This is a genomic window from Mesorhizobium sp. M2A.F.Ca.ET.043.05.1.1 (genome assembly GCF_003952445.1).
In the GTDB taxonomy this organism is placed as follows: domain Bacteria; phylum Pseudomonadota; class Alphaproteobacteria; order Rhizobiales; family Rhizobiaceae; genus Mesorhizobium.
The window spans coordinates 4566645-4582421 of the sequence record NZ_CP034446.1; the positions used below are offsets into that span (position 1 = coordinate 4566645).

At 64.1% G+C, this 15777-nt stretch carries 12 protein-coding genes and 1 pseudogene; 4 read left to right on the forward strand and 9 right to left on the reverse strand.

Annotation, left to right across the window (positions count from 1 at the left end):
• The 9 genes and pseudogenes from EJ069_RS22115 to EJ069_RS22155 all read right to left on the reverse strand — a co-directional run bounded on the left by EJ069_RS22115 (position 1) and on the right by EJ069_RS22155 (position 10799).
• Positions 1-423, reverse strand: coding sequence for a proton-translocating transhydrogenase family protein (locus EJ069_RS22115; protein WP_112128301.1), 423 nt, complete (start codon positions 421-423; stop codon positions 1-3).
• Entirely contained in the window at positions 423-1676 is a 1254-nt protein-coding gene (locus EJ069_RS22120; RefSeq protein WP_126063115.1) for a Re/Si-specific NAD(P)(+) transhydrogenase subunit alpha, read from the reverse strand. Before EJ069_RS22120 ends, EJ069_RS22115 begins: the two co-directional genes overlap by 1 nt.
• Before the next feature lie 85 nt (positions 1677-1761).
• Positions 1762-1986 (reverse strand): aa3-type cytochrome c oxidase subunit IV, encoded by a 225-nt coding sequence (locus tag EJ069_RS22125; protein WP_042645175.1) that lies wholly within the window; start codon positions 1984-1986, stop codon positions 1762-1764.
• A gap of 151 nt (positions 1987-2137) precedes the next feature.
• The gene (locus EJ069_RS22130) at positions 2138-2287 is read right to left on the reverse strand and encodes a DUF3096 domain-containing protein (RefSeq protein ID WP_082056395.1); all 150 of its coding nucleotides are present in this window, start codon (positions 2285-2287) and stop codon (positions 2138-2140) included.
• A 143-nt stretch (positions 2288-2430) separates the two neighbouring features.
• Entirely contained in the window at positions 2431-3192 is a 762-nt protein-coding gene (locus EJ069_RS22135; protein ID WP_126063116.1) for a hypothetical protein, read from the reverse strand.
• A gap of 335 nt (positions 3193-3527) precedes the next feature.
• Entirely contained in the window at positions 3528-5843 is a 2316-nt protein-coding gene (locus tag EJ069_RS22140; protein ID WP_126063117.1) for an EAL domain-containing protein, read from the reverse strand.
• Positions 5844-5992: 149 nt separating this feature from the next.
• A pseudogene (locus EJ069_RS22145) lies at positions 5993-9478 on the reverse strand (indolepyruvate ferredoxin oxidoreductase family protein); the annotation flags it as partial.
• Positions 9479-9667: 189 nt separating this feature from the next.
• Entirely contained in the window at positions 9668-10198 is a 531-nt protein-coding gene (locus EJ069_RS22150; RefSeq protein ID WP_042645179.1) for a hypothetical protein, read from the reverse strand.
• The gene (locus EJ069_RS22155) at positions 10191-10799 is read right to left on the reverse strand and encodes a CGNR zinc finger domain-containing protein (protein ID WP_126063119.1); all 609 of its coding nucleotides are present in this window, start codon (positions 10797-10799) and stop codon (positions 10191-10193) included. Before EJ069_RS22155 ends, EJ069_RS22150 begins: the two co-directional genes overlap by 8 nt.
• Positions 10800-10893: 94 nt before the next feature.
• On the opposite strand from EJ069_RS22155, the gene EJ069_RS22160 reads away from it, so the two are divergent.
• The 4 genes from EJ069_RS22160 to EJ069_RS22175 all read left to right on the forward strand — a co-directional run bounded on the left by EJ069_RS22160 (position 10894) and on the right by EJ069_RS22175 (position 15615).
• Positions 10894-11799 (forward strand): branched-chain amino acid ABC transporter permease, encoded by a 906-nt coding sequence (locus EJ069_RS22160; protein ID WP_126064839.1) that lies wholly within the window; start codon positions 10894-10896, stop codon positions 11797-11799.
• A gap of 290 nt (positions 11800-12089) precedes the next feature.
• Positions 12090-12695, forward strand: a complete 606-nt coding sequence (locus EJ069_RS22165; RefSeq protein ID WP_126063120.1) for a TRAP transporter small permease subunit — start codon at positions 12090-12092, stop codon at positions 12693-12695.
• Positions 12692-14482 (forward strand): TRAP transporter large permease subunit, encoded by a 1791-nt coding sequence (locus tag EJ069_RS22170; protein ID WP_189475925.1) that lies wholly within the window; start codon positions 12692-12694, stop codon positions 14480-14482. The genes EJ069_RS22165 and EJ069_RS22170 overlap by 4 nt, the downstream gene beginning before the upstream one ends.
• Before the next feature lie 110 nt (positions 14483-14592).
• On the forward strand, positions 14593-15615 hold the full coding sequence (locus EJ069_RS22175; protein ID WP_189475927.1) for a zinc-dependent alcohol dehydrogenase family protein: 1023 nt from the start codon (positions 14593-14595) through the stop codon (positions 15613-15615).
• Positions 15616-15777: the final 162 nt, after the last annotated feature.

Here is a 15777-nt window from a genome sequence, read left to right on the forward strand (position 1 = left end):
TCACTTTTCCTTCTTCTTGTACATGGCGAGCATGCGCTGGGTGACCAGGAAGCCGCCGAAGATGTTGACCGAGACCAGCACCAGGGCGACGAAGCCGAAGCCTGCGGCGAGGCCGGAAGCGGCGATGCCGACGGCAAGCAGCGCGCCGACGACGATGACGGAAGAGATGGCGTTGGTGACGGCCATCAGCGGCGTGTGCAGCGCCGGCGTCACCGACCAGACGACATAATAGCCGACGAAGATCGCCAGCACGAAGATGGCGAAGCGGAAGACGAAGGGATCGATCGCGCCGCCCGAGAGCGCATGCGCGGCGTTGCCGGCGGCCTCGGCGCCTGCAGGCGCGTTGGCAAGATCCTGCACCGCCAGCCGCACGGCGGCGGTCGCCTGGTCGAGTTGGTCGAGGGCTTTCTGCAAGGCGTCCATCACGCGGTCCCCTTAGGCTTGGCTGCGGCCTTTTTCTTCGCCGCCGGCTTCGCGTCGGCGGCTTCGGCAACCATGGTCGTCGCCGGAATGGCCGCCGGCTCGGTGCGCGGCTCCTCCGCCGCCTTGGCGAAGGCAGGATGCACGACCCGACCGCCGTCGGTCAGCATCGTCGCCTTGACCAGTTCGTCGTCGCGCTTGATGGCGAGCGTCTTGGTCGTCTTGTCGACCATCGTCTCGAGGAAGGCGTAAAGGTTCTTGGCGTAAAGCAGCGAGGCGGACGCTGCGACACGGCCCGGCACGTTGAGGTGGCCGACGATCTTGACGCCGTTCTCGGTCGTCACGACCTTGCCTGGAACCGCGCCCTCGACATTGCCGCCGCGCTCGACCGCGAGATCGACGATCACCGAGCCCGGCTTCATCGAGGCGACCATGGCGGCCGAGACCAGCTTCGGCGCCGGCCGTCCAGGGATCAGCGCGGTGGTGATGACGATGTCCTGCTTGGCGATGTGCTCGGCAGTCAGCGCCGCCTGCTTGGCCTGGTATTCCTTCGACATTTCCTTGGCGTAGCCGCCGGCGGTCTCGGCCGCCTTGAACTCTTCGTCCTCGACCGCCAGGAACTTCGCGCCGAGCGACTGCACCTGCTCCTTCACCGCCGGACGAACATCGGTGGCGGTGACCACGGCGCCGAGGCGGCGCGCCGTGGCGATCGCCTGCAGGCCGGCTACGCCGACGCCCATGATGAAGGTTTTCGCCGCCGGCACGGTGCCAGCCGCGGTCATCATCATCGGCAATGCGCGGTCATATTCGGCCGCGGCGTCGATCACCGCCTGGTAGCCGGCAAGGTTGGCCTGCGAGGACAGCACGTCCATCACCTGCGCGCGGGTGATGCGCGGCATGAATTCCATGGAAAAGGCGGTGATGCCGGCCTTGGCCATGGCGGCCACCGCGGCATCGTTGCCATAGGGGTCCATGATGGCGATGACGGCGGCGCCCGGCTTGTAGCCCTTCAGCTCGGCATCGGTCGGCCGGCGCACTTTCAGCACCACGTCGGCCCGGCCCGCGTCCGACGCCTTGCCGATCACGGCACCCACCGCAGCAAAATCCTGGTCGGGGATGCGGGAGCCGAGACCGGCGCCCTTCTCGACGATCACGTCGAAGCCGAGACCAGCCAGACGTTTGACCGTTTCCGGCGAGGCCGCGACGCGCGGCTCGTTCGGGTCAAGCTCACGAGGGATGAACACTATTTGTCCCACCGGACGATCCTTTCGGCTGGAACCTTGATTACGCAAGGCGTCGGCCGGACGTCCGGCGACGTCGAGGGCGATGGGCTTGGGAAGTCTACCGCAGAATGAGAGTGCCGATGGCCGTGATCAGGATGAACACGATGAGACCCGAGAAGAAGCCGCCGACGAAGAAGCCGAAAGCCATGGCAATGAGGATGGCGGCGCAGACCAGCGAGCCGTATTTGGCGAGGCCGAGGAAGGCCTTGTAGGTGCGGTCGTGCTCGGCATAGTCCATCTGTGCGCCAAGCTCGACCGGACCGGCGGGCGTGTGATCAGCCATGGAAGTACCCCTTCGAAAAAGCCTTTGAGGCACATAGCGAAAAGCCGAACCAAGAGCAATGGCGCTATTGCCGCACAGCCTGCGACAACAGCCTCAAATGAAAGTTGAAATTGAACGGCGCGCCCTCGCCCCCGCACGGCAAGGGGGGACTTCAGCCGGCGAGTTGGGGAAAAAGGCCGAGCAGGCCGACGACGATCAGGTAAAGCGCGACGATGTAGTTGAGGAGCCGCGGCATCACCAGGATCAGCACGCCGGCGATCAGCGAGATCAGCGGCGTCAGCGCGATTGAATGAATGGTCACGTCGCAATCCTCTCATTTGACAGGCGGTCGCCCGTCAGACGGCTGCGAAGCTTGTCGCGATGCAATTCCGGCCGGAAAACCGCTCACACTTTCCTGGAATTGCTTGCTAACGCCGCAGCCGGCAAAAGGTTCATGGCCCGCGTTCAGGCAGCGGCGCGATAGTATTTCGCCGTCGGCACGATCGAGAGGGGCGTCAGCCGGTTAATGGCCGGATTGCCGAACATCAGACGCTGCTCCATCGGCGTCGAATTGAAGAACGGCAATCGTTTGAGTGTCAGGCGCATGTTTTCGCCGGCCGGAATTTCGAACAGTGCGAGCGGGGGAAGAACGCCCGGAAATGCTTTAGCCTCCGTCCTCTGCACGGCCTGAAAGTAACGAACGTAAAAAGAGGAATGCTCCATCTTGACCGGCGTCAGCACCGAGTCCTGACCGAAGTAGCAGGACGCGACCATGGCGATCCTGAGCGTCAGGAAAGGCAGCACCCCCGGCGCCGGCGCGCTGTCGGGGTCGGCTGCGAAGCGGGTTCCGTCAATGAAGGTTTCGCCGCGGGCGAGCCGTGGAAGCAAGACTTCGGGATAGGCATCGACCGAAGGCGAGTACGGCTGCGCACTGGTAATATAATGGAAACGCAGTGTGCTGACCAATTGATCATAGCAATAGACACCGAACCGATAGGCGTTGGGTAGATTATCCCAGCGATCCTCGAACATCCCACTCGCGATCGGACCACACATACCTGAGCGCCGATAGGAATTGTAGCGGAGCCGATAGATCGCCTCCTGATCTTCACCCCCCGTGATGAGGCGATATTCGACATGATCCAGCAGTTCCATCATCGACCGGTTGAGCGCGGAGTCCATCCTCGCGCTGGCGTCGGCCGACGCACTCTTCCTCGCAGCATCCATTGTCCGTCCTCGAATTCCGCCTGCGACTAAGGCTATTCGAGTTGAAATGAGACACAAGCTGAAAATTCGATACTGCTGATTTACCTCTTGTTAACCTTAATGCCTGGCCCCAGTTGCGCTGATCATGCGCGAAAAAAGCAAATCCCGACGCGATCGACCGTCTAATACCGACCGGTTGTAACTGATGAAATCATTTCGAATTCAGAGCTTCGAAAGCGCCGAGGCATGCCCAGCCTACACTTGTCCTGTAGCGGCCAATATATTTGGTGGGCTCTCAATACGGGTCGTAATTCTGCGAAGTGGAAGCCGTTTTGCGCTTTGCCCGGGAAATCCGGTCAGCTGGCCGTTCGTTTGCCGGCGATATGCAGGTCCGCGACAAATGGCCATGTGACGCTCGACATCGTCTCGATGCCCGACGCGCTGAGCGCGGCGCCGAACAGAAAGCCTTGCACGAAGTCCGGCTTGACCAGATGAACCAGCGTCTTCAGCTGCTCGAAGGTCTCGACCCCTTCGATGGTGACCGAAAGGCCCAATGTCCGCGACAGGCTGACGATGCCCTTCAGCAGATCGAGCGACTGCCGGTTCTGGTTCATATCGACCAGGAAAGAGCGGTCGATCTTGATCTTATCGAGCGGCAGCTTGTGGAGATAGCTCAGACTGGAGTAGCCGGTGCCGAAATCGTCAAGCGCGATGCGCACGCCAAGCGCCTTCAAGTCCTCGATCGATTCGCGCGTCAGCGATTTGTCATCGAGCAAGGCGGTCTCGGTGACCTCGATTTCGAGCCGGTGCGCCGCAAGGCCCGACTTTGCCAAGGCGTCCCTGACCTTCTGGACGATGTCGCGGCTGCGGAAATCCTTGGCCGACAGGTTGACCGACACGCTTGTCTGCGCCGGCCATTTGGCACATTCGGCGCAGGCTGCCTCCAGCACGAAGGTGCTGATGTCGGAAACGATGCCCATCTCTTCCGCCAAGGGAATGAAGACGCCGGGCGAGATTGGGCCGAGGTCGGGATGGTCCCAGCGGCAGAGCGCCTCGCAACTGGCGATGCGCATGGTGCTGACGGAGACGATCGGCTGATAGACCACGCGCAAATCCTTGGCCTGCACGGCATTGCGCAGGTCGGCCTTCATCAGCTGGCGATTGCGGAAGGCGGCATCCATGGCCGCCTCGAACAGCCGCCAGCTGTTCTTGCCAAGTTCCTTGGCCTTGTAGAGGGCAAGGTCGGCCTTGACGATCATTGCATCAACCTCGGTGTCCTTGACCTTGGACAGCACCGCGCCGCCGCTGGCCTGGATGCGCAAGCCGTGGCCGGCGACGTCCACCTCGCCCTGCAGGTCCGCGAAGATCCGGTCGAGCAGGGTGCCGAGGTGGCTTTCGTCCTCGACGCGGTCGAAGAAGATCATGAACTCGTCGCCGCCGAAGCGGCTGACCGTGATGCCCGGTCCGGCAATCGCCGCGAGACGCTCGGCCACGGCGTAGATCAGCCCGTCGCCGACCGGATGGCCGAGCGTGTCGTTGACGCTCTTGAAGTCGTCGAGATCGAGCACCGCGAGGCCGCAGAGCCGATCCTGCTCGCCGGAGGCCATGGCCTCACGGACCAGCTCGTGAAAATAAGCGCGGTTCGGCAGGCCCGTCAGATTGTCGTAGCGCGCCATGAAGCGTATCTTTTCCTCCGCCTCGACGCGCACCGTCACGTCCTCGAAGGTGATGACGCCGAGTTCCTGGCTGCCTTCGCGGGCGGAGAATTCGTAATGCTGACCATTGGCCAGCGAAACGAGCACCTTGCGGTCGCGGCCTTCTCGCAGGGCGCGCGTCAGCTGCGCCTCGATGTAGCGGCAGTCTTTCGGCGCCAGCATGCCGCCGGCGACGCCGCGCATCAAAAGGCCGTGGATCGAGCGTCCAAGCAAGGCGTCGCCCGATCTCAGCGACATCAGGCGGGCGGCTTCGGCATTGGCCACCGCGACGCGCCCGTCCGGGCCTAGCATGACCAGGCCGTGCGACATGGTGTTGAGCGCGCGATCGAACCGGCGCGTCAGGTTCCCGGCCTGCTTGTGGCCGATGACGGCGGAGAAGAGCACGTTGCGGACATGGTCGGCGCTGTTGATGGTGACGAACGTCAACGGGAAGATCATCAAGCCGAGGACGACAGAAGCCATATCCATGCGCAGGATGAGCGCAAGAGCCGCGGGCCCGACGAGGGTCAAGGAAAAAATCTGGACCATGCGCATGGAGCCGTAGCTTCGTCCGACAACCGTTACCAGGGTCGTCAACGACAACGACACCGACGCCAGTTCAGCAAATTGATCAGGACGCAGGTAGATCGACACGAAGCAGAATGACCCCAATGCGAGGCCCTGCGCGCTACCTTTGAGAATGTAATTGCGCTCTATCGCTTCTGCCTCTGCGACACTTGCTATGGTGCCGCCCGCTCTATGGAAGCCTCGGATGCTGAAGTACCGCCAGAGGCTGGCCGATAGCATGACGAAAGCCAACGTCAGATAAAGCAGATCCTGCGTACGCAGGTAGACCATGAACCCGAGAATCCAGTAGCATACGCCGCCGATCGCAACCATGCCGGCGTTGTCGAACAATGCCCGCACGAACTGGATATAGACATCCGCCGGGATGTTCTCGGTCTTTGTTCTACCCATGCCGCTGGCCCAACGCTACGCCTTGTCATGCCACACCCGCCTTAAGAAAGGCTTAGAACGGCGTTCAACCCCGGTTGCGGAGGGTTGCAGCAGGCGGGACAGACCAGGGAATCCGGGAGTTCTGGCGCGCCGTCAATGCGCCGGCGCGGTCACTCGGCGGCGCGAAGCGTCGGCTCCGCCGGAGCCTGGGCCAGGCGCTCGATCAAGCGCGAGCGCTCGCCCGCCGCCTTCGCGGCGCTGGCCTGTCGGACATGGCCGTAGCCGCGGATCAATGCCGGCACGGAGGCCAGGGCCGTCGCGGCCTCCACCCTGCCCGGCGCCAGCGCGCCGGCGATGAGGTCGAGATCGGCCTCATACTCGCTCAGCAATTGCCGCTCCATGCGCCGCTCGGCCGTGTAGCCGAAGAGGTCGAAGGCGGTGCCGCGCAGGCCCTTCATCGCCGCCAGGAGCCGAAAGCCCTTCATCATCCACGGGCCGAAGCTCGATTTCCTGGGCTTGCCGTCATTGCCGCGGCGGCCGAGGATCGGCGGCGCGAGATGGAATTCAAGCCTCTCGTAGCTCTGGAACTGCTTGGCGAGGTCGGCGGCGAAAGTGCCGTCGGTATAAAGACGCGCCACCTCATACTCGTCCTTGATCGCCATCAGCTTGAAGAGGTTTTTCGCCGCCGCTTCAGTCACCACCGTCGAGCCTGGAATCGCCTTCGCCTCGGCGGCGCGCAACGCCGCCACGCGGTCGGCGTAGCGCCTAGCGTAAGCGGCGTTCTGGTAGGCGGTGAGGAAGGCGACGCGGCGGGCGATGACATCATCCAGCGTCTCGGCCGGTTTGGACGCAGGCTTGCCGGTCTGGGCGACAAGGCCACGCACGAAATCGGGCTGATGCGCGGCGCGGCGGCCCCAGCGGAAAGCGGCGATATTCATCGCCACCGCTTCGCCGTTCAATTCTATCGCCTTTTCAACGGCTTCAGCCGAAAGCGGCAGGCCGCCATGCTGGAAGGCGAAGCCAAGCATGAACATGTTGGCGCCGAGCGAATTGCCGAACAAAGCGGTCGCGGTACGGGTGGCGTCGAAGAAATGCGCCTTGTCGTCGCCGGCAGCCGCCCGGATCGCCTTCTTCAGCCGCTCTACCGGCAGCGAGAAGTCCGCCGAACGGGTGAATTCGCCGGGCATGATCTCGGCGGTGTTGGCGAGGAAGATCGTGTGGCCCTCGCGCACCGCGCCCAGCACCTTCTTGGCGCCGGAGACGACGAGATCGCAGCCGAGCACGAGGTCGGCCTTGCCGGCCGAAACGCGAATGGCGTGAATGTCCTCAGGCGTCGGGGCGATGCGGACATGGGTGAAGACCGAGCCGCCCTTCTGGGCGAGGCCCGCCATGTCGATCATGCCGCAACCCTTGCCTTCCAGATGCGCGGCCATGCCGAGCACCGCGCCGACGGTGACGACGCCGGTGCCGCCGACGCCGTCGATGATCGCCGCCCAGCCCTGGTTGCCCATGCGGAATTCGGCCGGCGCTGGCACGCCGTCCAGCGGATCGGCCCTGCCGGCAATGCCTTCGGCCTTCCTGATCTTGCCGCCATGCACGGTGACGAAAGACGGGCAGAAACCGTTGAGGCAGGAAAAATCCTTGTTGCAGCTCGACTGGTCGATGCGGCGCTTGCGGCCGAATTCGGTCTCGACCGGCTGGATCGAGACGCAGTTGGACTGCACGCCGCAATCGCCGCAACCTTCGCAGACGAGCTCGTTGATGAAGACGCGTTTGTCCGGATCGGGGAAGGTGCCGCGCTTGCGCCGGCGGCGCTTTTCCGCGGCGCAGGTCTGATCGTAGAGCAGCACCGAAACGCCTTTCACCTCGCGCAATTCTCGCTGGACGAGATCGAGATCGTCGCGGTGGTGGATGGTTATGCCGGCCGGGAAATCGGCCTTGCCGGCATATTTGCCAGGCTCGTCGGTGACGACGGCGATGCGCTCGACGCCCTCGGCGCGCACTTGCCTGGCGATCATGTCGACGGTCAGGCCGCCCTCATGCGGCTGGCCGCCGGTCATGGCGACGGCATCGTTGTAGAGGATCTTGTAGGTGATGTTGGCGTCGGAGGACAGCGCGAAGCGGATCGCCAGCACGCCGGAGTGGTTGTAGGTGCCGTCGCCGAGATTCTGGAAGATGTGGTCGCGCTTGGAGAACGGCGCCTGTCCGACCCATTGCGCGCCCTCGCCTCCCATGGCGGTGAAGCCCACGGTGTTCCGGTCCATCCACAGCGCCATGAAGTGGCAGCCGATACCGGCGGCGGCGAGAGAGCCGTCCGGCACCTTGGTCGAGGAATTATGCGGGCAGCCCGAGCAGAAGAAGGGCGTGCGCGAGCCGATATCGAGCGTGTCGGCGAGCATCGCCTGGAACTGGCGCAGCTTCGCCACCCGCGCCGCGATCTCCTCGGACGGGCCAATGGTGCGCAGGATCCGCTCGCCGAGCGCAATCGCTATTTCGTTCGGATCCAGCGCGCCCTTGGCCGGAAACAGCCAGTCGCCGCGCTCGTCCTTCTTGCCGACGATCACCGGCTGGGTGGCGGTGCCGTAGAGGTTCTCGCGCAGCTGCACCTCGATCAGCGAGCGCTTCTCCTCGACGACGACGATGGTGTCGAGGCCGCGGGCGAAGTCGGCGATGTGCTGGAAATCCAACGGCCACGGACAGCCGACCTTGAACAGGCGGATGCCGATGCGGTTGGCGGCCGCTTCGTCGATGCCGATATCCTCCAGCGCCTGGCGGACGTCGAGATAGCTCTTGCCGATAGTGATGACGCCGAGCTTGGGATTGCGGCCCCCGGAATAGACGATGCGGTTCAGCCCATTGGCCTGGATAAAGGCCGAGGCGGCGGCGCGCTTGTACTCGTGCAGCCGCTCTTCCTGGCCGAGCATGTCGATCTCGTGGCGGATGTTCAAGCCGCCCGGCGGCATGTCGAATTCGGGAATGACGATACCCAGACGCTCGATCGAGGCGTCGACCGAGGCCGTCGATTCGATATTGTCCTTGACGCATTTGATCGCCGCCCAGGTGCCGGCGAAGCGCGACATGGCAAAGCCGTAGAGGCCGTAGTCGATGATCTCCTGGACGCCGGCCGGATTGAGGATCGGCACCATGGTGTCGACAAAGAGGAATTCCGTGGCATGCGCGTTGGTCGAGGATTCGGCCATGTGGTCGTCGCCCATCAGGGCAAGCACGCCGCCATGCTTGGAAGAGCCGGCAAGATTGGCGTGGCGGAAGACGTCGCCGGACCGGTCGACCCCCGGGCCCTTGCCGTACCAGATCGAAAAAACGCCATCATGCGTGCCCTCGCCCAGTAATTCGGTCTGCTGCGAGCCCCAGCAGGCGGTGGCGGCGAGTTCCTCGTTGAGGCCCGGCTGGAAGACGATGTCGGCTTGCGCAAGCTGCTTCTTCGCCCGCCACAGCTGCATGTCGAGGCCGCCTAGCGGCGAGCCGCGATAGCCGGAAACGAAGCCCGCGGTGTTGAGGCCGGCGCGACGGTCGCGCTCGCGCTGCATCAGAAGCATGCGCACGACGGCCTGCGCGCCGGATAGGAAGATGCGCTCCTTGCCAAGGTCGAACTTGTCGTCGAGCGCGACGTCGTGCAGCGTCATCAGGTATTTCCTCTGCGGAGGCGCCTCAAATCAGGCAGCCAACGTCGGAGTGGGACGTCGCAGTCTTTCGTCCCTAGGCGGTGAGGTCAAACAAAATCACAGAGGCCAGATAACACGCAACAAACGGTCTGGCGAGTGGCCGGCGGCGCATGCAAGATCATGCTAAATTAACCGCTTTGTGAGGAACAAAAATTTCGCGGCTCAGGTCGCTTTGGAGCAATCCGGCTTCTGGGCATCGGGCAGCTTGCCGTCGGGATGGCCGGCAAGGTCCGGGTTGAGCTCGTATTTCGGCCCGATCACCAGCGGCCGGTCCGGCAGCATCGTCTGGTCCTCGGACGAGGTCATCGTGGTATCGATGCTCTGCAGCAGCGTGCCGCTCGCATCCTCGATGCGGATCGAGACGGAATAGGGTTTATCTTTGACCACGCAGGTGAGCGGCGGGCTGGTGAGCGTGATGTGCGGCAGCTTCGGCCAGATCTTCTGGTTGACGATGAGAGGGTCGCCGCCGGCGGGATTCTGGAAGCTCACCACCGCGACCTGACCGTCGACCATCGGCCGCAGCGGCTTCAGTGTGATGACATAGGTGGCGATGGCCAGCCGGTAGTTGAACTCGAACAGTTTTCCCGAGATGGCGAAGAGTTGATCCTTGCCGGTGTCGCGGCAGGCGCCGAGCGCGACAGCGGCGACCAGAGCGGCGCCGATCAAAGCCGAACGCGACAGTTTTCTAAGCATTCGGAACCTCCCTCGCCGCCGTGCGGCGGCGGTAATAGCGGTTTGCCTTCTGGCGGTTGCCGCAGACAGCCATGTCGCACCACAAGCGGCTGGCGTTGCGGCTGCGGTCGACGAACAGCCAGCTGCAATTGGGACAGATCCTCAGCCTCGCCACCGTCTCGTCGCGCAGCAGCGACAGCGCCGAGACGGCCAAAGCCGCCTCGAAGGCGATCGGCGTTCGCGGGTCGCCGAAAGGCTGGCCAGGCGTTCCGATCTCGGTCGCGCTGCCGGACAGCCCGCTGGCGCAGGCCGTGAGGAAATCCGGCAGGTGGTTGGTCGCCACCGCGCCATTCGACACGGCATGGCGAAACAGACGATCGGTCGCTTCGCGGATCGAGATGACGGTCGATTTGATCTCGCCCGGCTCCGGCGCCCGCAGCCGCCGGCCGCCGAGCTCGGCGGCGCGGAAGCCGCTGGCCGCCTCGGCGAAGCGGGCGATCTCGGCCGGGTCGTCGAAACGGTCGAAGGACTTTTGCGGATCGTTGCGCAGCACCACGGTGTTCGCCGTATCGAGCGCAAGAATGCCGCCGGTGAAGCGGTGCGGGGTCCAGGAAACCGTCATAAGGGAAATCTAACCGATAAAACGCATTTGACAAGTTAGATTCCGAATGTAACGCTCCATGCAGGGTCGCGTCATGCGGCCCCAAGGACGCCGCATGCTCTATTTCTTCCAGCAGGTGCTGAACGGGCTGCATTCAGGCGCGCTCTACGCGCTGCTCGCCTTCGGCTATGCGCTGACCAACGGCATCCTGCACCGCACCAACCTAGCCTATGGCGCGCTGTTCGCCTTTTGCGGCCAGACGATGATCCTGACCGCCGCCTTCGGCTATCAGGCGCTGTGGCTGACGCTCGCCGCCGCGGTGGCGCTCGGCGTGGCCGCGGCCCTGCTCTACGCCGCGCTGATCAGCCACGTCCTGTCGCGCAGCGTGTTCGAGAGGCTCGCCGACCGCTCGCCCAACGCCATCGTGGTGACGACGCTCGGCATCTTGATCTTCCTGTCGGAGGCGAGCCGCATCGCCGCCGACACGCATGATCTGTGGCTGCCGCCGATGCTCGCCGATCCCGTCATTTTCGCCGAAGGTGAAGAGTTCAAGGTCACGCTCACCGTCATCCAGCTGCTCGACTGCGCGGGGGTCGTCGCGCTGGTGGCGCTGGCGGCCTGGCTGTTTTCGCATTCGCGCTTCGGCCGCGCCTGGCGTGCCGTCTCCGACGATCCGAAGGCAGCGGCTATGTGCGGGGTCGATGTGCGCGCGGTGTTCCGCCGCGCCGTGCTGTTCGGCGGTTTCTGCGCGGCCCTGGCCGGGGTGCTTGCCGGCCTCTACTACGGCAATGTCTCCTTCGGCACCGGGCTGGTCTACGGCCTGAAGATCCTGTTCGTGACGGCGGTCGGCGGCTACCTGTCGCCGCTTCGGGCGGCCCTTGGCGCCGCGGCCTTCGGCATGGCTGAATCGCTCTGGGCCGGCTACTTCCCGCTCGAATGGCGCGACGCCTGGATCTATCTCTTCCTCGTCGCCATGCTGGTGCTGATCGGCGCCGGGCGCGACCAGGCCAAGATCGCCTAAAGCGCGTCGCGATCTTTCAGATTCGCTCCATGAGCTTTAGATTTTTGGTTTTACGCATGTCTTTATCCCGAAACCGGTTCCCACTTTCAGGAGACATGCTTTAAGCATCCCAGACTTTGGTTGAATGACGCATCGTCAGGCGGCGGCATTCCGCCTCTGCGCGGCTTATCGATCTGTTCGGCGCGGCTTTGCCATGTTGACCTGCCGGACCACGCACTGCATACCGTTGGGCCAGGCGACGCGACACCGGAGGGGGAATCGGGCGCGCCGCATTGTCAGGGAGGATATGCATGGCAGGGCTTCTCGCTCTATCCAGGACGATCGACCGCATCAACGAGTTCATCGGCCGCTGGATCTCCTGGCTGATCCTGCTCGCGATCCTCGTGAGCGCCGGCAATGCCGTCATCCGCAAGGTGTTCGACACCTCCTCCAATGCCTGGCTCGAACTGCAATGGTATCTGTTCGGCGCCGCCTTCATGCTGGCCGCGGCCTACACGCTGAAGCAGAACGACCATATCCGCATCGACATCGTCTACGGCATGTTCTCGCGGCGCGTGCAGCACTGGATCGACCTGCTCGGCCACCTGTTCTTCCTGATGCCTTTCGTCGTGCTGATGGTGGTCTATTTCGTGCCTTATGTGTCGCTGTCCTTCCACAGCGGCGAGATGTCGACCAACGCCGGCGGCCTGATCGTCTGGCCGGCCAAGGCCATCCTGCTCGTCGGCTTCTTCCTGCTGGCCCTGCAAAGCGTTTCCGAGATCATCAAGAAGATCGCCATTATGCGCGGCGACATGGACGATCCCAATCCCTTCATATCGGCGCATGAGCAGGCCAGGCTCGAGGCGGAGGCCTTGGCCGAGGAAGCCAAAGCCATTGCCGGCGAGGTCCGCCCATGATCGAGTTCATCGCGCAGAACATGGCGCCGATCATGTTCGCCTCCCTGATCATCTTCCTTTTGATCGGCTACCCCGTCGCCTTCTCGCTCGCCGCCAACGGCCTGCTGTTCTTCTTCATCGGCGTGCTGGTCTCGCCCTATTCCGGCGGGTCGATCAACCTCGCCTGGCCGCTGCTGCATGCGCTGCCGGACAATTTCTACGGCACCAGGGTGATGTCCAACGACACGCTGCTGGCGATACCGTTCTTCACCTTCATGGGCATCGTGCTCGAACGCTCAGGGATGGCCGAAGACCTCCTCGACACGATCGGCCAGCTGTTCGGGCCGATCCGCGGCGGCCTTGCCTATGCGGTCATCTTCGTCGGCGCGCTGTTGGCCGCAACGACCGGCGTGGTGGCGGCCTCGGTCATCGCCATGGGGCTGATCTCGCTGCCGATCATGTTGCGCTACGGCTATGACCGGCGGCTGGCGGCGGGCGTCATCGCGGCCTCCGGCACGCTTGCCCAGATCATCCCGCCCTCGCTGGTGCTGATCGTGCTCGCCGACCAGCTCGGGCGCTCGGTCGGCGACATGTATGCCGGCGCCTTGATCCCGGGTATCGTGCTGACCGGCATCTACATGCTCTACATCCTGATCATGTCGATCGTCCGGCCGAACTCGATGCCGGCGCTGCCGCTCGAGGCCCGCACGCTCGGCCACGGCGTACTGTCGCTGATCGTGGCGCTGCTGATTGCCGGCGCGATCTCCTACGGCGCCTATCGCTATCTTGCACCGACACAGGGCGACAATGCCGACATCCTCGGCTTCGCCGTCGGCGTCATCGTCATCTATGTCGCCGCCATCGTCGACCAGCGGCTGCGCATCAACATGATGTCCAAGCTGGCGCAGCAGGTGGTTATCGTGCTGATCCCGCCGCTGGCGCTGATCTTCCTGGTGCTGGGCACGATCTTCCTCGGCATCGCCACGCCGACCGAGGGCGGCGCCATGGGCTCGGTCGGAGCATTGATCATGGCGGCGGCCAAGGGGCGGCTGACGCTCGACGTCGTCAAACAGGCGCTCGCCTCGACGACCAGGCTTTCCTCCTTCGTGCTGTTCATCCTGATCGGCGCGCGCGTCTTCTCGCTGACCTTCTATGGCGTCAACGGCCACATCTGGGTCGAGCATCTGTTGACCTCGCTGCCCGGCGGCGAGACGGGCTTCCTGATCGGCGTCAACATCCTGGTCTTCGTGCTTGCCTTCTTCCTCGATTTTTTCGAGCTCGCCTTCATCATCGTGCCGCTGCTGGCGCCCGCCGCCGACAAGCTCGGCATCGACCTGATCTGGTTCGGCGTGCTGCTCGGCGTCAACATGCAGACCAGCTTCATGCATCCGCCATTCGGCTTCGCGCTGTTCTACCTGCGCTCGGTCGCGGCCCGCGTGCCTTACCTGGACAGGATCACCGGCAAGCAGATCGCGCCGGTCTCTACCGGGCAGATCTATTGGGGCGCCGTGCCGTTCGTCTGCATTCAGGTGATCATGATCGGGCTCACCATCGCCTTCCCGCAGATGGTCATGCGCTACAAGGGAGTGGCGGTGGAGCCCAGCACGATAGACCTGAAGCTGCCCGACATGCCTTCGCTGTCGCCGCTCGGCACGCCGCCCGCCAATAACGGCGCGGCGCCCGCGAATGGCGGCGCGCCGGCGGCGCCAGGCACGCCCGACCTGTCGCAGCCGCCCAGCTTCGGCGACGCGCCGGCCAAGCCGGCGGCACCGGCGCCCGACCTCTCGCAGCCGCCCAAATTCAACTAGGACATTTCACCGTTTCACAGAAACGCCGAAATGTCCTATCTCTTTGTTTTGACGCAATTTCGGACGGAAAACCGCTTCACACTTTTCCTGAAATTGCTCTGAGGTGGACCATGAGAGCCGTGCGGTTGGAAGCGGTGGGCAAGATCGGGTTGCGCGAGATTCCCAAGCCCGTTCCCGGACCCGAGGATGTTCTCGTGCGCATCGAGGCCTGCGGCGTCTGCGGCACCGACCGGCACCTTTTCCACGGCGAGTTCCCCTGCACGCCGCCGGTGACGCTCGGCCATGAATTCTCCGGCATCGTGGAAGCCGTCGGCGCGGCAGTGTCCGGCATTGCCGTGGGCGACCGCGTCACCGGCGATCCCAACATCGCCTGCGGGCGCTGCGCCCACTGCCATGCCGGCCGCGTCAATCTCTGCAGCAATCTCAGCGCCATCGGCATCCATCGCGACGGCGGCTTTGCCGACTATGTGCTGATGCCGCACAAGGAGGCCTTCCGGCTCCCCGCGGATCTCAAGCCAGCGCATGGCGCCTTCTGCGAGCCGCTGGCCTGCTGCCTGCACGGCGTCGACCTGGCAGCGATCCGGCCGGGCGCGTCGGTCGTGGTGCTCGGCGGCGGCGTCATCGGCCTGCTCGTCGTGCAACTGGCGAAGCTCGCCGGTGCTGCGACCATCATCCTGTCGACCAGGCAGGCCTCGCGCCGCGCGCTTGCCGAGGTGCTCGGCGCGACGGCAACGGTCGATCCAAGCGACGCCGATCCGGTCGCAGCCATCGCCGGGCCGAATGGTTTGACGCCCGGCGGCGTCGACGTGGTGCTGGAATGCGCCGGCGTGCGCGACACGGTCGAACAGTCGATGCGGATTGCCAAGGCCGGCGGCACGGTCGTGATCGTCGGCGTGGTGCCGCAAGGCATGAAGGTGGAGATTGAGCCGTTCGATCTCTTGTTTCGCGAGTTGAAGGTGCTCGGCTCCTTCCTCAACCCGTTCACGCATGCAAGGGCGGCGCAGTTGATTGCCTCGGGCGCGATCGAGATCGACCGGCTGATCTCAAGGCAGGTCAGCCTGGAGGATGCGCCCGACGTCATCGCCAATCCGCCGGCGCCGGGCGAGGTCAAGGTGCTGGTGGTGCCGGGCTGAGGTAGAAGTTCAATCTTGCAATGTCGGCGATTGGCGAAACCCTCGATGACAGCCCCTCTCCCCGTCACTATACGGGGAGAGGATGCCGGCAGGCAGGTGAGGGGCGGCGCAAGCGCCGGATAGGTAAGGCAAAGCCTAGGCTTCGACTCTGCCAATTTGATC